The organism is Mesorhizobium sp. IMUNJ 23232, from assembly GCF_044326205.1.
Classification (GTDB): Bacteria; Pseudomonadota; Alphaproteobacteria; order Rhizobiales; family Rhizobiaceae; genus Kumtagia.
Map to the genome: position 1 here is coordinate 42,344 of NZ_JBIRCY010000027.1, position 16,546 is coordinate 58,889.

Below are 16,546 nucleotides of genomic sequence, written 5' to 3' on the forward strand. Positions count from 1 at the left end.
TGCTACTGGAGATTGCATTGCCGGCAGCGGGATTTCGGGCGGGGCCTGTTGCCCGGTCACATCGGTGAATATCCAGGACCAATGGTGAAACATGCGTCTGACCCACAGCAAGCGCCGAACCGAACAACTCGACTACATCCAATCGATCCTCCGGCAAGTGCGGACCATGGCGGAGACCGAGCGATGCGACATGCTCGCCTACCTCATCGATGTCGCATATCTTGAGGCGCGCGACATCCTGCGCAGCGAGCGGCCGCTACGGGTCGGGGAGGACAAGCGAGACGGCGCCGCCTGAGTGGCGCTCGAGCCGCCCGGCAAGGTCCAGTTCGAGGAGGATCATGAATACCTGCGCCGGGTGCAACCCTGTGTGCCAGATCAGCTCGTCGACGCCGGTCGGCACCGGGCCGAGCGCCTCCAGTATCTTGGCGCGATCGGACTGCTCGGGCGGCGGCGCGTCCGAAAAATCCGGCGGCTCGTCGATCTCGATTTCCGGCGGGGATTCCGTCAGCGTCAACGGCGCCAAAGCGTCCAGAATATCCTCCGCTGACGTCACCAGCACAGCGCCGTCCTTCAGCAGCTTGTTGGCGCCCTCGGCGCGGGGGTCGAGCGGCGAGCCGGGGACCGAGAAGACGATCCGGCCCATCTCATTGGCCAGCCGGGCGCTGATCAGCGAGCCGGACCGGCGCGCCGCTTCCACCACCACCAGGCCCAGCCCCAGACCAGCGACGACGCGGTTGCGGCGTGGAAAATCCTGGGCGCGTGGCTCCCAGCCGAACGGCATCTCGGTGATGATCGCACCGTTCTCGGCGATGCGCTCGCACAGGCCGGCATTTTCCGGCGGGTAGGGACGATCCAGTCCGCCAGCCAGCACGCCGACGGTTCCAGTGGCGATGCTGCCTTCATGCGCCGCCGTGTCGATGCCGCGGGCGAGGCCGGAGATCACCGCATAACCTTCCTTGCCGACCGCGGCAGCCAGCATGCGCGCCATCTTCAGCCCTGCCAGGGAAGCGTTGCGTGCGCCGACGATCGCTACGGCCGGCAGCGAAAAGATTGCGCCGTTGCCTTTCACCGCGATCAGCGGCGGCGGATAGTCCATGCGCCTCAACTGCGCCGGGTAGTCGGGCTCGCCGATGCCGACGAAACGCGCGCCGTGCCGCTGCGCGATCTCCATCTCGACTTCGGCTGCGGACAAAGGCGGGATACGCGGCGCGGCGGCGGACCCGGCATTGCGCATGAGATCCGGCAATTGCTCGATCGCGGTTTCGGCCGAGCCGAAGCGGTTGATCAGGTCGCGGAACGTCGCCGGCCCGACATTCGGCGTGCGGATCAGTCTCAGCCAGGCGAGCCGCTGACGCTCCGAAAGCAGCGGCCTGGCCGGAGTCATCCCTTGGAACCTATTCGCGTTTCGGTGCCGGCAAGCAGGCGCGAGATGTTGGCGTGATGTTTTATCCAGATGATCGCCGACATGACGGCGAACACGATCGCGAGGTCGGTATGGCCGGTGAAATAGAGGAAGACCGGAGCGGCGACGGCCGCCGCCAGTGACGAGACCGAGGAATACCGCAGCAGGAAGGCGAGGGCGAGCCAGACAACGGCGAACACCAGCGCCGCCTGCCAGGAGAGCCCGAGCAGCACGCCGAGACAGGTGGCTACGCCCTTGCCGCCCTTGAAGCCGAGCCAGACCGGGAAGATGTGGCCGATGAAAGCGGCGAAACCGGCGACGAGGCCGAGTTCGGGGGCAAAATGCCCGGCGACCAGCGCGGCTGCCGTGCCCTTTAGCATGTCGAGCAGCAGGGTAAGCGCGGCGAGGCGCTTGTTGCCGGTCCTGAGCACATTGGTGGCGCCGATATTGCCCGAGCCGATCTTGCGCACGTCGCCCAGCCCGGCGGCGCGCGTCACCAGCAGCCCGAACGGGATCGAGCCGAGCAGATAGCCGAAGACCACTGCCACAATGAGATTGATCGTCATGAACCTCCCCCGGACGGCTCGCGCCGCCCCTCGGAACTATGCCTCGAAAACCGTGCGTCCGGCAACCAGCGTGCGAAGGACGCGGCCCTGCAACCGCGCGCCCTCGAAACAGGTGTTTTTCGAGCGCGAGCGGATATCGCTTTCGCGCACCACCCAGGGTTCGTCCAGATCGACCAGCACGAGGTCGGCTGGCGCGCCGGGCTTCAGTGTACCGCCCGGCAGGCCGAAGAGCTTTGCCGGCGCGGTCGACAGCGCCTCGACCAACCGGACGAGCGGCACCTCGTCATTGTGATGGAGCCGCAAGGCAGCACCAAGCAGTGTTTCCAGCCCGATCGCGCCGTCAGCAGCGTCGGCAAAGGGCAAGCGTTTGGTGTCGACGTCCTGCGGGTCGTGCGACGAGACGATGATGTCCACGGTGCCGTCGCGCAATGCCTCGATCATGGCGAGGCGGTCGTCCTCGGCGCGCAGTGGCGGCGACAGGCGGAAAAAGGTGCGGTATTCGCCAACATCGTTGTCGTTGAGCGACAAATGGTTGATCGAGACGCCTGCCGTCACATTCGCGCCGTCAGCCTTGGCGCGGGCCACCGCCGCCGCCGACAGCGCCGTCGAGATTTTTGCCGCGTGGTAGCGGCCCCGAGTCAGCCGGGCCAGCGACAGGTCGCGCTCCAGCGGTATCGATTCGGCCTCGCGCGGAATGCCGGGCAGGCCGAGCCATGTGGCGAACAGCCCCTCGTTCATCACTCCGCCGGCGGCAAGATCACGATCTAAAGTCTCGTGGCAGATCACGGCGCCAAAATCGCGCGCATAGGTCAACGCCCGGCGCATCACCAGCGCGTTGGTGATCGAGTGTCGCCCGTCGGTGAAGGCGACGGCGCCGGCCTCGCGTAAAAGGCCGAATTCCGTCATTTCGACGCCTTCGAGGCCCTTGGTGATGGCGGCGGCCGGGAAGACGTTGACCTCCGCCGTGTCGCGCGCCGTCCTGAGTACGAACTCGACCAGCGCCACATTGTCGATCGCCGGATCGGTGTCCGGCATCATGACGATCGAGGTGACGCCGCCCGCCGCCGCCGCGCGGCTGGCCGAGGCGATGGTCTCGCGGTGTTCCGCGCCCGGCTCGCCGATAAAGACGCGGCCGTCGACCAGGCCCGGCAGGATCGTCTTGCCGGTGCAATCGATGACCGTGGCGCCACCGGGAAAACCCTGGTTGAGCGCCGATGCGCCGGCCGCCAGAATTTTCCCGCCCTCGACGATGACCGTGCCGGTCTCGTCGATGCCGCGCGATGGGTCGACAATGCGGGCGTGGGAAAAGACGGTGACGCTCATCCGGCGCGTCCCTCGGGATTGCGGCGCGGGTCGAGCAGCGCCTCCATCACCGCCATGCGCACGGCGACCCCCATCTCCACCTGCTCCTGGATGACGCTCTGCGGCCCGTCGGCGATTTCGGAGGCGATCTCGACGCCGCGGTTCATCGGTCCCGGATGCATGACCAGCGCGTCTTTTTTCGCGGCTTTCAGTTTCTCCGCGTCGAGGCCGTAGTAGCGGAAATACTCGCGCGTCGATGGCACGAAGGCGCCGGCCATGCGCTCGCGCTGCAGGCGCAGCATCATCACCACGTCAGCGTCGCGCAACGCGTCCTCCATCGTCGCGCAGACATCGACGGACATCTGTTCGATGCCGGACGGCAGCAGCGTCGAGGGCGCGGCGACCCGCACATAGGCGCCCATCGCAGTGAGCAGCAGGATGTTGGAGCGCGCCACCCGCGAATGCAGGATGTCGCCGCAGATCGCCACCGCCAGTCCCCGCAATTTTCCCTTGGCGCGGCGGATGGTGAGCGCGTCGAGCAGCGCCTGCGTCGGATGCTCATGCGCGCCGTCGCCGGCATTGACCACCGAGCAGCCGACCTTTTGCGCCAGCAGCGCGGCGGCGCCGGCCGAGGCATGGCGGATGATCAGAATGTCCGGCCGCATGGCGTTGAGCGTCATCGCCGTGTCGATCAGCGTCTCGCCCTTCTTCACGGAAGAGCTCGCGACGCTCATGTTCATCACGTCGGCGCCGAGGCGTTTTCCCGCCAGTTCGAACGAGGACTGGGTGCGGGTCGAGGCTTCATAAAAGAGGTTGATCTGGGTGCGCCCCCGCAGCGTCGAGGTTTTTTTCTCTGACTGCCTCGAGATCGCGACGGCGGCGTCGGCACGGTCGAGCAGGTGGCCGATATCGATTGCAGAAAGATCGCGGATGCCAAGAAGGTGGCGGTGGGGGAACAGCGGCAGGGATGCGGCGTCGGTCATCTCAAGCGGCTGCTATAGGCTGCGCGCCGCCGGCTAGCAAGGCAATAGCGGGCGTCGTCAACAGGATGCCGGCATCTGCCTGTACTGCCGGCGGCGAGGCGTCTGCTGGTCCAGCCACGGGGGCACAGGCGATGCTTCGGTGTGCCTGATCGGGGGCCTGCCGCGCACGCGGCCTTTCCTCAACAATGATTGCGTATGCAAATTGCACTCCTCCTCCAGACATGTAAGATCGGCAAGGGGCGCGGCATAGTTGAGAGGGTCTCCGTATGTCCTACGCATGGTCTTGGCTGAAGACTGCGCTGGCTGCCTCGACGCTTTGCATTTCTTGCATGGGTGCGCAGGCCGCCGACCTCGTGATCGCGATGCCGAACTGGTGGTCGGGCAAGGCGAGCGCCAATATCATCAAGGTGGCATTGAAGAAGGAATTCGGCCTCGACGCCGACGCCGTCGAGATGGGCACGCTGATCGCCTTCGCCGGGCTCGATTCCGGCCAGGTCGACATTCACCCGGAAGTCTGGCTTCCCAACCTCGACAACCTCGTCAAACGCTACGTCACCGATGCCGGCACCGTCGCCATCAGCCCGATCGGCGTGCCGGCCTGGCAAGGCATCTGCGCGACCAAGGTGGCCGCGGACAAGGACGGCATACGCGATATTTCGGACCTAAGCGACGAGAGGAAGACGTCCGTGCTCGACACCGACGGCGACGGCCGCGGCGAGTTGTGGATCGGCGCGCCGACCTGGTCGTCCACCGAGATCGAGCGCATCCGCGCCAACAGCTACGGCTATGCCAAGAGCTTGACGCTGCTGGAGGTACAGGAAGATGTAGGCATGGCGGCCGTGGACGCCGCCGAGGCGACCGAGCGTCCGATGGTGTTTGCCTGCTACGCGCCGCATGCCGTGTTCAAGCTGCATGACATCGTGCGCCTCACAGAGCCGCCCTACGATCCGGCCAAATGGAAAGTCGTCCTGCCGGGCGAGGATCCGGAGTGGCTGTCGAAATCCAACGCCGCCGTCGGCTGGGACGCGGCCCACTATCATATCGCCTATGCGGCCTCGCTGCGCCAGAAGCACCCGGATGTTGTCCGCTTCCTCGACAAGATCGATTTCAAGCCCGAGGAGGCGATCGACATGAGTTATGCCTTGCAGGTCGACCGGCAGGACCCTCTCGACTTCGCCGAGCAGTGGGTGGCGAAGAACCAGGCGCGCGTTGACGGGTGGGCCAAGCCATGACCGAATCCTCCAACCACTCGACATTTTCCAGTACCTGGACGCGCGGCCGGACGATCAAACTTGGCGCACTATTCGCGGCCGGCCTCATGCTTGCGACAGCGGTGGCCTTCGCCGCGGTTGGAACTCAGGTCTACGATCCGAAGACGCGGACGTGGATCAGCTACGACCGCACCAAGGCCTACAAATACTGGCGCCAGCACAAGCAGGTTCCCGAAGCCTTTCGCCCGCAGATGGTAAAATTCCGTACCGCCGAGAAGCCGGGAACCATCATCATCGACGGCAACCAGCATTTTCTCTATCTCGTCCAGCCCGGCCAGCAGGCGATCCGCTATGGCATAGGCGTCGGTCGGGAAGGGTTCGGCTGGGCGGGCATTGTGCGTGTCGGGCGCACCGCCGAGTGGCCGACCTGGACGCCACCCGCCGAGATGGTGGCGCGTGATCCGAATGCGCGAAAATGGGCCAACGGCCAGCCCGGCGGTCCCGACAATCCGCTCGGTGCAAGGGCTCTCTATCTCTACGAGGGCGACCAGGACACCATCTATCGCATCCATGGCACACCCGAGCCCTGGACCATCGGCCTCGACGTGTCGTCCGGCTGTATCCGCATGAACAATGACGACATCGTCGATCTGCATTCGCGCATCGAGGTGGGCACCAAGGTCATTGTCCTGATGCAGGGCGCCGCTCTCTACAAGGGCGTGTGATGTCTTCAAAGGAGGGGATGATGAGCACATCGGCGATGAGAGCGATCGGGATTGGGCCGTTCCCCGGCCTGTTGGTTGCAGCCGGCCTCGCGGCTTTCGCGAGCGCCTGCACGACAAGCCCGACGCCCGACCAGATGGCCAGGACGACGCTGGAGACGGCTCCGGCCGACCTGCAACTGCTGTGCGCCAACGAGGCTGCCCGGTCGGCCGGAGTAGAGGCCGGCAAGGTGCTGCCCGTGAGCTCGCGCAAGCTTGACGCGAAAAACTATCAGGTGGAGCTCAACGCCGGCGGCAAGCCGACCACCTGCCTCATCGACGCCGACGGCAGGATCGTCTCCATCCAGCCGACTTGATACAGCCTGGGATGCCGGGGGCGCTGGTCACCGACACGGCGGTTTGCGAAAGGGCCGCAAGCGGAATATCCTAGTCGCGGACAGATGGGCGGGCAGGCCGGAGTGCAGGACATGCCCATTTTCATGGATCGGCATGATTTGCGCGGCATGACCGCTGCCGAGATCGCCAGCGCGCACAAGCTGGACCTCGCGACGCAGGAACTATACGGGGTGAAGTTCCTCACCTACTGGTTCGACGATCAGCGCGGAACCGCCTTCTGCCTCGTTGATGCTCCCGACAAGGACATTGCTCAACGCGTCCACTATGAGGCCCACGGCCATGTCGCCGGCGAGATCATCGAGGTTTCGCTGGCCGTGGTAGAGGCGTTTCTCGGTCGCATACAGGATCCCGAACCGCCTATCGGCGCCGAAACCCCTGAAATGGATGCCGGCCATCGGACAATCATGTTCACCGATATAGTCGGCTCGACAAGCATGACCGAACGGCTCGGCGACAGGAGCGCCACCGAACTGGTCCGCGCGCATGATTCGATCGTGCACCGCTGCCTCGTCGGGTCCGGCGGCCGGGAGGTCAAGCACACCGGCGACGGTATCATGGCTTCCTTCGCCTCGGCCGCGGATGCAGTCCAGTGTGCGATGGCCGTCCAGCGCGAGTTCCGGGCCTTCAACAGCAGCAATCCCGAGCCACTTCACGTGCGCATCGGTCTCGACTGCGGCGAACCGGTCGCCGACGGTAACGACCTGTTCGGCTCGACGGTACAACTCGCCGCCCGGTTATGCTCCGCGGCGTCCGGCGACCAGATACTCGTCTCCGAGAATATCTGCCGCGAATGCGGCGATGCGGGCGCGTTCCAACGCAGCAGGCGCCGGCGCCTCAAAGGCTTCTCGCAGCTGGTGTCGTCTTTCGAATGCCAATGGGTTGGTTCGCGGACGCCCTAACGGCTACCCCTCCTGTCCACCCTCCGTCGTCGCGCGCTCATCGAGCATGCTGCTCGCCATCTCGTCGATGCGGGCAGGGGCAAAGTTTGGGTTTTTTCATCGCGCGGCGTTCGCGCCTTCGGCTATAAGCTTGCCGAAGCGCCCGGATTCGACGGCGCAGGGGAAAGAGATCCGGCGTGACGCATGATGTGACCAACCAGCCGCCGCCGCTCGCCGGCGGCAACGCATGGCGCGGCGATCCGCTGCTCGTGCAACTGGCCGAGGATTTTTCCGAACCCGTCCGCAAGGAGCTCGACGCGCACGGAAAATTCGTTCTGAGCCAGGAGGCGCAGGAACTGGCGCGGCTGGCCAATGCCGAGACGCCGAAGCTGAAAACTCACGACCGGCAGGGCCGGCGGCTCGACGTCGTCGAATATCATCCCGCCTACCACGCGCTGATGCGCCGCGGCATCGCCGGCGGACTGCATTCCTCCGTGTGGGAAAACGGCGAGCAGGAAACCGGCCGCCGGCATCAGGTTCGCGCCGCGCGCTTCTATCTGACGGCGGAGCTCGAGGCCGGGCATCTCTGCCCGATCACCATGACCAGCGCCTCGCTGGCGGCGCTGATGGCCAGCCCAAAACTGTTCCGCGAATGGGCGCCGCGAATCACCAGCCGCAAATACGACCAGACCCAGAAGCCGCCTGTGCAGAAGGCTGGCCTGACGCTCGGCATGGGCATGACCGAGAAGCAGGGCGGCACCGACGTGCGCGCCAACACCACCCGCGCCGAGCGGGCAGGGGGCGGCTTCTACCGCATCACCGGCCACAAATGGTTCATGTCGGCGCCGATGTCGGACGCCTTCCTGGTGCTTGCCCAGGCCGCCGAGGGGTTGACCTGTTTCCTCGTGCCGCGAATTTTGAGCGACGGCAATGGCAACGGATTCCGCTTCCAGCGGCTGAAGGACAAGCTCGGCAACCGCTCCAACGCCTCGTCGGAAGTTGAGTTCGAGGGCGCGGTCGGCGAGCCGGTCGGCGATCCCGGCGCCGGCGTCAAGACGATCATGGACATGGTGACGCTGACTCGGCTCGACTGCGCGGTAGCGTCCGCCGCGATCATGCGCGCCGGCCTGGCAGAGGCGGTGCACCATGCCCGCCACCGAAAAGTGTTCGGCGGCAATCTGATCGAAAAACCGCTGATGCAGCGCGTGCTGGCCGACATGGCGCTGGACGTCGCCGGCGCCACCGCGCTGTCGTTCCGGCTGGCGCGCTCCTTCGACGAGGCGGCAAAGGATCGCGGCGAGGCGGCGTTCGCCCGGGTCATGACGCCGGTGGTGAAATACTGGGTCTGCAAGGTCGCGCCGACGCTTCTCGCGGAAGCCATGGAATGCCTCGGCGGCAATGGTTACGTCGAGGAAGGGCCGCTCGCCCGCTATTATCGCGAGGCGCCGGTCAACGCCATCTGGGAAGGTTCCGGCAATGTCATGGCGCTCGACGTGTTGCGCGTGCTGGGGCGCGGGCCTGGCCTTTTCGACGAGGTGCTCGCCGGCATTTCGCGGGATCTCGGCGCGGGCGGGGCAGGGACGGTGGGCGTGTTGCGCGCCGCCATGCAGGTCGCATCGTCGGACGAGGGCTCGGCCCGCGTGCTGACCGAGCAGCTTGCGCTGTCGGCCGCCGCCGCCGAACTCAGGCGCATCGGCGCCGGCCGCATCGCCGACGCCTTCGTCGAGACGCGGCTCGCCGGCCAGTGGCGCACCACCTACGGCATGCTCGCCCCGCGCCACGACCCGGCGCTCGTCCTCGACACGCTCTACCCCTCGAACTGAGCCGGCCGGTCGGCAACAAGCCGCTGCTTCTCCCCAGCCCGTTAACCTTAACAAATGGTTTACGTTGCGCCGGAGCGCCAACGGCTCCAGTCTGTAGTGCGCAATGAGGACAGCATGCCGCGACTACTCACTCTCTTTCTGGTTTTTCACTGGGCGGTGCTGTTTTCGCTGCTGGCCGGGCTCGCCGTGTTCGGCGGCCAGGACGGCGCGGCCAACGGGCTGACCTTCTTCGGCATCGACATGTCCGGCCAGGATTTCTTCATCGTTTCCGTGCCCGTCATGAAGGCAGCGGTATCGTTCGGATTCGCGATCTGCTCCGTGCTGTTCTGGTGGGCCTTCGTCACCTTCTTCGTCTCGCCGGAGAACCGCGCGGCCAGCGAGGAGGTCCTGCGCATGGCCTTTGCCGCCGCTTCCGGGTTGATGACCCTCATGCTGCTCGTAGGAACCATCAAGGCCACCGCTGGCCTGTTTCCGGCTATGGCCGCGCATTTCGCAGCGCTGATCGCCTCCTATGTGGCGATCCGGGCCGAGCAGCAGCTTTATCCCCAGCCGGAGGCCGACAGCGAAGAGCTGCGGCTCGCCGCCCGCGTTAGGGCGATCGATGCCTCTCAGACGGCGCGGCTGTCGCGTTTCGTTGCGACCTACGAAGGCCAACGGAGTTTCGATCGCTGATGCGCTACATCCTGACGATCTGGGCGCTGCCGCTGGTGATCTTCTGGGGCTGGTTCGGCCTGTCCTACTACGACGTCAATTTCGGCTACCTGATGCTGTCGCGGCAGATCCACGACATCTATTTCCAGCTTGCCGGCCAGATCATGGGCGTCGACCCTGCATCGGTGCCGTGGTTCATTGCGAAAGCCTGCCTCTTCGACACGCTGATCCTGCTGGCGATCTGGGCTTTCCGCCGTCGCCGGGAACTGGCGTCGTGGCTGCGCAGGCAGCGCGAGCGCTATTCGGGCCAGGCGCCGGCGCCGGACTCTCCTAGCGCCTGAAGGCGATCCAGCACGCCTTGCAGGATGAAGGCGGCAGCAGCCGAATCGATCTTGCCTTTCCGCTTCTGCCGCGAAAAATCCATCTCGATCAGCGTCCGTTCGGCGGCGACCGTCGACAGCCGCTCGTCCCAATAGACGAAAGGCAGGTCGGTCAGCCGCTGCATGTTGCGCACGAAGGCGCGCGTCGCCTGGACGCGCGGCCCTTCGCTGCCATCCATATTGACCGGCAGCCCGATGATGATCGCGCCGGTCTGCTCGTCCGCAAGCAGTTTCAGCAGCGCCTCGGCATCCACGGTGAATTTCTTGCGCAGGATCACCGGCCGCGGATGGGCGAAGGACAGGCCGCGGTCCGATACGGCGACGCCGATGGTCTTTTCGCCGAGATCGAGCCCGGCCAGCGTCATGTTGCCGTGGAGCAGTTGGGGTAGGGCTTCGATGGCGACGACCGGCACGGGCTTTCCTTTCGGCTTGCCGGCGTTCTATCCTCTTACCAACGCGAAATCGAGGAGACCGCCATGAAACTCACCTGGTACGGCCATTCGGCCTTCCGCATCGACGCTGGCGAAGCCAAAATCCTGATCGATCCGTTTCTCAGCGGCAACCCGTCCTGGGGCCGCGGCTGGGAAGGACCGGCCAAGGGCATCACGCATGTGCTGCTCACCCACGGTCACAACGACCATGTCGGCGACGCAGCCGATATCTTGAAGAAGACAGGCGCGCAGCTCGTCGCCAATTTCGAGATCTGCATGTATCTGGTCGGCCAGGGTGTCGCTGGCGACAAGATCAATCCCGGCAACACCGGGGGCACGGTCGACTGCGGCGGTTTCACCACGACCTTCGTGCAGGCGCTGCACTCCTCCTCCTTCAACATCGGCGACGGCTCGAACACCTATCTCGGCAACCCGCTGGGGCTCGTCCTGCATTTTGCTGACGGCCGCTCGCTCTACCACATGGGCGACACCGATATCTTCGGCGACATGGCGCTCATCGAGGAACTGCACCAGCCGGAGATCGGCATCGTGCCGATCGGTGACCGTTTTACCATGGGTGGCGCGGTGGCCGCACTCGCCTGCAAGCGCTTCTTCAATTTCAAGAAAGCCATTCCCTGCCACTTCGCGACATTCGGCGCGCTCGACCAGAGCGCCGACAAGTTCGTCGCCGGGCTGGAGGGCAGCGCGACCGAGGTCGTTCTGCCGAAAGTGAGCGAGGCGATCGAGGTCTAGCCTCGGCGGATGGTGCGGCAATGGCGAGGCAATTCGACCGGACCGAACTGCTCGCCGCCTTTGATGAGATCGGCGAGGCGGCACAGCGGAACGGCGCCTTGATCCACGTCGCCGTCTATGGCGGCTCGGCGCTGATGCTCGCCAGCAACTTTCGCTTTAGTTCGGAAGATGTTGATATCGCGGAACTGCCAACGCCATGGCCGCAATGGCTTGCCGATGTCGTGGCCACGATCGCGGCGCGGCATGGCTGGTCGGAGGACTGGCTGAATGACGCGGTATCGTTCCACCTCAGCAGCATCGCGACGATGGAAGGTGACCACGTCGAGTTCGGCACGTTTCCCCGTTCGGATGAGGAACCCGGGCTTGTCGTCTATGTCCCCAGCGCGGAATACCTGCTGGCATTGAAGGTAAAGGCTGTCCGTGTTCTCGACCCACTAAAGGGGCAGAAGGACGCGGAGGATATCCGCAATCTCATGAGGGTTGTCGGTGTCGAAAACGCTGCCGCGGTGGTCGAGATAATGTCGCGCTATTTTCCGCGTTCGGCCGCCGACCCGGAAAAGCAGCTTTTCCTGTTGAGGCATGTCCTCGCCAATACCGGAGCGGCCGATGCGCCCCGCTACCCTGTCGGAAACGTATGAACGCATCATCGCGGGTGAGTCCCGCGAGAAGGCGTTCGCCGAGTTTCTGGATACATTCTATACGCTGCGGAACCCTGAGCGGCAGTCGACAGCGCTTGCCGTTGAGCCGCCGCTGACCGGCGATGCGCGGCTCGATGCACTGGCAGGGGCGGTCGCCTCCTATCTCGCCAAGAAATACCGGGCGCGTGTTCCCGCCTGGGCAGGCGCACCGTCTCGTTACCTCAAGGAACCCTGGTTCACCACGGAAAAACCCGGACCGGGCATCAATGAGTTCCTCTGGCATTCCAGCCCGGCCGAGTTCCGCTCCCGCAACATTTTCACCGAGGCCCGGCCGCTCAGGCGCGCCTCGCAGGCCCAAGGTCAACGACGGCCTGATGACATGATATGATCCTGCCGTTCCCGCTGCCAAATCTCGCCGGCTTGACGGTCGAAGCGGCAAAGGCGCGCGCCATACCACAGTTTCATCCGAAGGGGACGGCATTAGCGGAAATTCATGAGTCGCCAACAGTTTCTCAAGGCCAGAAAATATTTCTTTTCAATAGCTTGCGCTGATTGTCTGCGTTACCGAAAAACTCAACCGGACGATTTTTTGCGGGATTTCATCCCCATCGTCCCATCCTGCCTCATAATCCTGGTGATTGCTCTCGCGGGAAACCTGGTGCGCACCGGGTATCAGAGGAGAGCGTCGGCGCCGGGGTGGCTGCGTAACGGTGCGCGGCTTGGCAAGAGCCTTGAGACCCGGGCCCCAGATCGCGACGACAAGCCTCGGATTGAGCCGGGGCGGTATCAGCGATCGGGCAAGCACGCCGGCGGGGCGCTTGGTTCGCGCCACGTATTTTAACTTTGAGAGGCTCGGCCTCGCGCCCCGCTTCCCACTCTCCCGAAAAGGGAGCTTTGCACTCAATGGCCAGGGCGGATTTCCGCAGCGTGGCGACGGGAGAGACTTGTGTTGACGGCCATGCTTCCTGTGAGTGACCGATATACGGTATCAACCCGTTCGTCCTGGCTTGGCGGACGCCGGTTGCGCGCCGCGCGCCGCGCCGCTATAGCCCGGACTTCGCCGTTCTCCATCATCCGTCGAGGCAAATAAATGTCCGTCGATATCGCCACCGTGAAGCGCGTCGCGCGCCTGGCCCGCATTGCCGTCGACGATGAGGATGCCGAACGCATGACCGGCGAACTCAATGTCATCCTTGGTTTCGTCGAGCAGTTGAACGAGGTCGACGTGACCGGCGTCGAGCCGATGACCTCGGTGACGCCGATGGCTATGAAGAAGCGTCAGGATGCGGTGACGGACGGCGGCAAGGCGGACGACATCGTCGCCAATGCGCCGGCAACGGCGGAAAATTTCTTCCTGGTGCCGAAGGTGGTGGAATAGCCATGGCTGTCGAGATCGCGATCGAGACGCCGCTGCAGGATGATGTGCGCACGATGGTGTCGGCGCTGAACGCCACCATGATCCCGCTGACACCGCGCGAATTCCAGTTCCAACTCACCGTCGAGCAGATGGCCGAGCCCGCCGTCACCCTGTTCGTGGCGCGCGACGAAGGCAAGCCGGTCGGCATGGGCGCACTGAAGGACCACGGCGGCGGCCTCGGCGAGGTCAAGCGCATGTTCACGCTGCCGGAAGTGCGGGGGAAACGTGTTGGATCGCAACTACTAGAGAAGATCGAGGCGCTCGCGCGGCAAAAGCGCATTGCCCGGCTGGTGCTGGAGACCGGCGAGGCGCCCGGTTTCGAGCCCGCCTACCGCGTCTACGAGCGCGGCGGCTTCACCACCTGCGGCGCGGTGCTCGACTATCCCGATTCTGGCCATTCCCGATTCTACGAAAAGAAGCTTTCCTAAATGACCGAGCTCACCGGACTGACCATCGCCGAGGCCCGCGCAAAGCTGAAGGCGCGCGAAATCACCTCTGCCGAACTGACCGACGCCTACCTCGCGGCGATCGACGCCGCCAACCCGACCTTCAACGCCTATGTCGCCGTTACCCACGACAAGGCCCGCGACATGGCGAAAGCCTCCGACGCGAAGCTCTCCAGGGGAGAGGCTGGCGCATTGGAAGGCATCCCCCTCGGCATCAAGGACCTGTTTGCCACCGAAGGCGTGCATACACAGGCGTGCAGCCACGTCCTCGACGGGTTCAAACCGCGCTACGAATCGACCGTCACGTCCAACCTGTGGGCAGACGGGGCGGTCATGCTCGGCAAACTGAATATGGACGAGTTCGCCATGGGCTCGTCCAACGAGACGTCCTATTACGGGCCGGTCGTCAATCCGTGGCGTAGCCACCGCACCGAGACCCGGGTGATGCCGTCGACCCATATGGGCGAGGGCGGTTTCGTCGGGGCCGGCGGTGGGACGCGGCAGGTCAAGGCGCTTGGCAACAAACGCTTGGTGCCCGGCGGTTCGTCGGGTGGTTCGGCAGCTTCGGTCGCGGCCTTCCTCTGTGCCGGCGCGACGGCGACCGACACCGGCGGCTCGATCCGCCAGCCGGCTGCCTTCACCGGCACAGTCGGCATCAAGCCAACCTATGGCCGCGTCTCGCGCTGGGGCGTCGTCGCCTTCGCCTCGTCGCTCGACCAGGCCGGCCCGATCGCCCGCGACGTGCGCGACGCCGCGATCATGCTGAAGTCGATGGCATCGGTCGACGCCAAGGACACGACCTCGGTCGATGTCCCGGTGCCGGACTATGAGGCGGCGATCGGACGTCCGGTCAAGGGCATGAAGGTCGGCATTCCCAGGGAATACCGGGTCGGCGGCATGCCGGAGGAGATCGAGACGCTGTGGCAGAAGGGCATTGCCTGGCTGAAGGACGCCGGCGCGACAATCGTCGACATCTCGCTACCGCACACCAAATACGCGCTGCCCGCCTATTACATCGTGGCGCCCGCCGAAGCGTCGTCCAACCTCGCGCGTTACGACGGCGTGCGCTACGGCCTGCGCGTTCCTGGCAAGGACATCATCGACATGTACGAAAAGACCCGCGCCGCCGGTTTCGGCCGCGAGGTCAAGCGCCGCATCATGATCGGCACCTACGTGCTGTCGGCCGGCTACTACGACGCCTACTATTTGCAGGCGCAGAAGGTGCGCACCCTGATCAAGCGCGATTTCGAAAAGGTCTTTGCCGACGGCATCGACGTGATCCTGACGCCGGCCACGCCGTCCGCCGCCTTCGGCATCGCCGACGAGGACATGGCGAACGATCCGGTGAAGATGTATCTCAACGACATTTTCACCGTCACCGTGAACATGGCCGGCCTGCCCGGCATCGCCGTCCCCGCCGGCCTTGACGCCAACGGCCTGCCGCTGGGATTGCAGCTCATCGGAAAGCCGTTCGAAGAGGAGACGCTGTTCCAGACCGGCCATGTCATCGAGCAGGCGGCGGGGCGGTTTCGGCCGGAGAAGTGGTGGTAGGGCTGACAAGGACTAGGGCAGTAGGCAGTAGGGTTTCTGCTTCCAGCATCTGCTTTTGAGGCTTCTGCGAGAAACAAGTCACCTGATCTCTTGACCGCCTTGCAAGTTCGCGCCCCCTTCCTACTGCCCTACTGCCCTACTGCCCTACTGCCCTCTCCAAGTGCCACCCTGCGCGCTTCCGAAAAGAATTGCCGCCGCAACAGCACGGCAAACAGGAGCAAGGTGGTGGACAGGAAGGCGACCGGGCTGAGGAACCAGCCAAGATAGGCGATCGAGAAGAAGATGCCGCGCAGCCCGGCGTTGAAATGCGAACCGGCCAGCATGTTCATCCGCGCCGCGCGCTGGATCGCCGCCTCCATGTCCGAGGGATCGTCCAGACTGTCGCGGTGCATGGGCACGGCGCCGACCAGGATCGAGCAGTAGTTGAAGAGGCGATACGACCAGCCGAACTTGAAGAAGGCATAGGCGAGGATGGCGATCAGGCCGACCACCTTGATCTCGAAGGCCTGCCGCGAGTGCTGTGCGGCGATGGGCAACTCGTTGACGACCATCAGCACGTTGTCGGCGCCCCTCAGCAGCGCGAAGCACCCGCCGAGCGCGATCAGCGCGCTGGAGGCGAAGAAGGCGGTGCCCTGCTGCAGGCCGACCATGATGCTGGTGTCGATCATGCGCAGTTCGCGCCGGCCCATCGTGTGCATCCAGGCCAGGCGCTGGGCGTTCATCGCGGCGGTCAGCGACACCCGCTTGACCAGATGGCCGTTGGCCGCCAGCGCATGGACGACCCATACGATCAGGAAGAAGGCGAGGGCGGCAAGATCCGCCGGAGACAGGATCAGAGATTCGGCCATGTCAGGCAGCGTAATGCGGCGACCGGCTGGAAGGAAACAGGCGCAGTCAGATTTTCCAGGGTGACATCCGCCGCATGCGAGTGGTTCCGCAAGCTGATCGGACAGGACAGGGCGGTATCGGAAAGGCGCGGGCGACCGCCTTTCCGCG

The 16,546-nt window shown here is 64.9% G+C and carries 21 protein-coding genes; 15 read left to right on the forward strand and 6 right to left on the reverse strand.

From position 1 onward, the window contains the following. Positions 1–91: 91 nt before the first annotated feature. Positions 92–295 carry a hypothetical protein gene (locus tag ACH196_RS19665; RefSeq protein WP_396648621.1) on the forward strand — a complete coding sequence of 68 codons (204 nt, stop codon included), beginning with the start codon at positions 92–94 and terminating at the stop codon, positions 293–295. Here ACH196_RS19665 and dprA read toward each other — a convergent pair. From dprA to ACH196_RS19685, 4 genes are read right to left on the reverse strand one after another with little or no spacing between them, the layout of a single operon-like run. Beyond that, positions 257–1,384: a DNA-processing protein DprA gene (gene dprA / locus ACH196_RS19670; RefSeq protein WP_396648622.1), complete on the reverse strand. Its 1,128-nt coding sequence runs from the start codon at positions 1,382–1,384 to the stop codon at positions 257–259. The genes ACH196_RS19665 and dprA overlap by 39 nt on opposite strands. Continuing rightward, a complete protein-coding gene (gene plsY, locus ACH196_RS19675; protein WP_396648623.1) occupies positions 1,381–1,968 on the reverse strand; it encodes a glycerol-3-phosphate 1-O-acyltransferase PlsY in 588 nt (195 codons plus the stop codon). The genes dprA and plsY overlap by 4 nt, the downstream gene beginning before the upstream one ends. A gap of 36 nt (positions 1,969–2,004) precedes the next feature. Beyond that, positions 2,005–3,291 (reverse strand): dihydroorotase, encoded by a 1,287-nt coding sequence (locus ACH196_RS19680; protein ID WP_396648624.1) that lies wholly within the window; start codon positions 3,289–3,291, stop codon positions 2,005–2,007. After that, entirely contained in the window at positions 3,288–4,253 is a 966-nt protein-coding gene (locus ACH196_RS19685; RefSeq protein ID WP_396648625.1) for an aspartate carbamoyltransferase catalytic subunit, read from the reverse strand. The genes ACH196_RS19680 and ACH196_RS19685 overlap by 4 nt, the downstream gene beginning before the upstream one ends. A 329-nt stretch (positions 4,254–4,582) precedes the next feature. Here ACH196_RS19685 and ACH196_RS19690 point away from each other — a divergent pair, with 329 nt between their 5' ends. The 7 genes from ACH196_RS19690 to ACH196_RS19720 all read left to right on the forward strand — a co-directional run bounded on the left by ACH196_RS19690 (position 4,583) and on the right by ACH196_RS19720 (position 10,275). Next, positions 4,583–5,485, forward strand: a complete 903-nt coding sequence (locus ACH196_RS19690; RefSeq protein WP_396648626.1) for a glycine betaine ABC transporter substrate-binding protein — start codon at positions 4,583–4,585, stop codon at positions 5,483–5,485. 86 nt (positions 5,486–5,571) lie between these two features. After that, the gene (locus ACH196_RS19695; RefSeq protein WP_396648690.1) at positions 5,572–6,189 is read left to right on the forward strand and encodes a L,D-transpeptidase; all 618 of its coding nucleotides are present in this window, start codon (positions 5,572–5,574) and stop codon (positions 6,187–6,189) included. Between the two features lie 20 nt (positions 6,190–6,209). Next, positions 6,210–6,542 (forward strand): hypothetical protein, encoded by a 333-nt coding sequence (locus ACH196_RS19700; protein WP_396648627.1) that lies wholly within the window; start codon positions 6,210–6,212, stop codon positions 6,540–6,542. Between the two features lie 111 nt (positions 6,543–6,653). After that, positions 6,654–7,481 carry a nickel-binding protein gene (locus ACH196_RS19705; protein ID WP_396648691.1) on the forward strand — a complete coding sequence of 276 codons (828 nt, stop codon included), beginning with the start codon at positions 6,654–6,656 and terminating at the stop codon, positions 7,479–7,481. 176 nt (positions 7,482–7,657) lie between these two features. Continuing rightward, positions 7,658–9,283, forward strand: a complete 1,626-nt coding sequence (locus ACH196_RS19710; protein WP_396648628.1) for an acyl-CoA dehydrogenase family protein — start codon at positions 7,658–7,660, stop codon at positions 9,281–9,283. Between the two features lie 114 nt (positions 9,284–9,397). Next, a complete protein-coding gene (locus tag ACH196_RS19715) occupies positions 9,398–9,955 on the forward strand; it encodes a hypothetical protein (RefSeq protein ID WP_396648629.1) in 558 nt (185 codons plus the stop codon). Then, entirely contained in the window at positions 9,955–10,275 is a 321-nt protein-coding gene (locus ACH196_RS19720) for a DUF6105 family protein (RefSeq protein WP_396648630.1), read from the forward strand. Before ACH196_RS19715 ends, ACH196_RS19720 begins: the two co-directional genes overlap by 1 nt. On the opposite strand, the gene ruvX is transcribed toward ACH196_RS19720, so the two are convergent. Beyond that, positions 10,233–10,727, reverse strand: coding sequence for a Holliday junction resolvase RuvX (gene ruvX, locus ACH196_RS19725; protein ID WP_396648631.1), 495 nt, complete (start codon positions 10,725–10,727; stop codon positions 10,233–10,235). The genes ACH196_RS19720 and ruvX overlap by 43 nt on opposite strands. 63 nt (positions 10,728–10,790) lie before the next feature. Here ruvX and ACH196_RS19730 point away from each other — a divergent pair, with 63 nt between their 5' ends. The 7 genes from ACH196_RS19730 (at position 10,791) to ACH196_RS19760 (ending at position 15,550) form a co-directional block, all read left to right on the forward strand. Continuing rightward, positions 10,791–11,498 (forward strand): metal-dependent hydrolase, encoded by a 708-nt coding sequence (locus ACH196_RS19730; RefSeq protein ID WP_396648632.1) that lies wholly within the window; start codon positions 10,791–10,793, stop codon positions 11,496–11,498. A 20-nt stretch (positions 11,499–11,518) separates the two neighbouring features. After that, complete coding sequence (locus tag ACH196_RS19735) at positions 11,519–12,136, forward strand: hypothetical protein (RefSeq protein WP_396648633.1); 618 nt, start codon at positions 11,519–11,521, stop codon at positions 12,134–12,136. Beyond that, the gene (locus tag ACH196_RS19740) at positions 12,105–12,524 is read left to right on the forward strand and encodes a hypothetical protein (RefSeq protein ID WP_396648634.1); all 420 of its coding nucleotides are present in this window, start codon (positions 12,105–12,107) and stop codon (positions 12,522–12,524) included. The genes ACH196_RS19735 and ACH196_RS19740 overlap by 32 nt, the downstream gene beginning before the upstream one ends. After that, a complete protein-coding gene (locus tag ACH196_RS19745) occupies positions 12,521–12,688 on the forward strand; it encodes a hypothetical protein (RefSeq protein ID WP_396648635.1) in 168 nt (55 codons plus the stop codon). The genes ACH196_RS19740 and ACH196_RS19745 overlap by 4 nt, the downstream gene beginning before the upstream one ends. A gap of 538 nt (positions 12,689–13,226) precedes the next feature. Further along, entirely contained in the window at positions 13,227–13,514 is a 288-nt protein-coding gene (gatC, locus tag ACH196_RS19750; protein ID WP_396648636.1) for an Asp-tRNA(Asn)/Glu-tRNA(Gln) amidotransferase subunit GatC, read from the forward strand. A 2-nt stretch (positions 13,515–13,516) separates the two neighbouring features. Beyond that, entirely contained in the window at positions 13,517–13,981 is a 465-nt protein-coding gene (locus ACH196_RS19755; protein ID WP_396648637.1) for a GNAT family N-acetyltransferase, read from the forward strand. Continuing rightward, complete coding sequence (locus ACH196_RS19760) at positions 13,982–15,550, forward strand: amidase (protein WP_396648638.1); 1,569 nt, start codon at positions 13,982–13,984, stop codon at positions 15,548–15,550. It abuts the gene before it with no gap. A 128-nt stretch (positions 15,551–15,678) separates the two neighbouring features. On the opposite strand, the gene ACH196_RS19765 is transcribed toward ACH196_RS19760, so the two are convergent. Further along, positions 15,679–16,398 carry a DUF599 domain-containing protein gene (locus ACH196_RS19765; protein ID WP_396648639.1) on the reverse strand — a complete coding sequence of 240 codons (720 nt, stop codon included), beginning with the start codon at positions 16,396–16,398 and terminating at the stop codon, positions 15,679–15,681. Positions 16,399–16,546 lie beyond the last annotated feature (148 nt).

Bases quoted from the DNA above. Each gene is read 5' to 3' on its own strand.
- ACH196_RS19665 (WP_396648621.1), top strand. From the start codon at position 92: ATGCGTCTGACCCACAGCAAGCGCCGAACCGAACAACTCGACTACATC.
- dprA (WP_396648622.1), bottom strand. From the start codon at position 1,384: ATGACTCCGGCCAGGCCGCTGCTTTCGGAGCGTCAGCGGCTCGCCTGG.
- plsY (WP_396648623.1), bottom strand. From the start codon at position 1,968: ATGACGATCAATCTCATTGTGGCAGTGGTCTTCGGCTATCTGCTCGGC.
- ACH196_RS19680 (WP_396648624.1), bottom strand. From the start codon at position 3,291: ATGAGCGTCACCGTCTTTTCCCACGCCCGCATTGTCGACCCATCGCGC.
- ACH196_RS19685 (WP_396648625.1), bottom strand. From the start codon at position 4,253: ATGACCGACGCCGCATCCCTGCCGCTGTTCCCCCACCGCCACCTTCTT.
- ACH196_RS19690 (WP_396648626.1), top strand. From the start codon at position 4,583: ATGGGTGCGCAGGCCGCCGACCTCGTGATCGCGATGCCGAACTGGTGG.
- ACH196_RS19695 (WP_396648690.1), top strand. From the start codon at position 5,572: ATGCTTGCGACAGCGGTGGCCTTCGCCGCGGTTGGAACTCAGGTCTAC.
- ACH196_RS19700 (WP_396648627.1), top strand. From the start codon at position 6,210: ATGAGCACATCGGCGATGAGAGCGATCGGGATTGGGCCGTTCCCCGGC.
- ACH196_RS19705 (WP_396648691.1), top strand. From the start codon at position 6,654: ATGCCCATTTTCATGGATCGGCATGATTTGCGCGGCATGACCGCTGCC.
- ACH196_RS19715 (WP_396648629.1), top strand. From the start codon at position 9,398: ATGCCGCGACTACTCACTCTCTTTCTGGTTTTTCACTGGGCGGTGCTG.
- ACH196_RS19720 (WP_396648630.1), top strand. From the start codon at position 9,955: ATGCGCTACATCCTGACGATCTGGGCGCTGCCGCTGGTGATCTTCTGG.
- ACH196_RS19730 (WP_396648632.1), top strand. From the start codon at position 10,791: ATGAAACTCACCTGGTACGGCCATTCGGCCTTCCGCATCGACGCTGGC.
- ACH196_RS19735 (WP_396648633.1), top strand. From the start codon at position 11,519: ATGGCGAGGCAATTCGACCGGACCGAACTGCTCGCCGCCTTTGATGAG.
- ACH196_RS19740 (WP_396648634.1), top strand. From the start codon at position 12,105: ATGCGCCCCGCTACCCTGTCGGAAACGTATGAACGCATCATCGCGGGT.
- ACH196_RS19745 (WP_396648635.1), top strand. From the start codon at position 12,521: ATGATCCTGCCGTTCCCGCTGCCAAATCTCGCCGGCTTGACGGTCGAA.
- gatC (WP_396648636.1), top strand. From the start codon at position 13,227: ATGTCCGTCGATATCGCCACCGTGAAGCGCGTCGCGCGCCTGGCCCGC.
- ACH196_RS19755 (WP_396648637.1), top strand. From the start codon at position 13,517: ATGGCTGTCGAGATCGCGATCGAGACGCCGCTGCAGGATGATGTGCGC.
- ACH196_RS19760 (WP_396648638.1), top strand. From the start codon at position 13,982: ATGACCGAGCTCACCGGACTGACCATCGCCGAGGCCCGCGCAAAGCTG.
- ACH196_RS19765 (WP_396648639.1), bottom strand. From the start codon at position 16,398: ATGGCCGAATCTCTGATCCTGTCTCCGGCGGATCTTGCCGCCCTCGCC.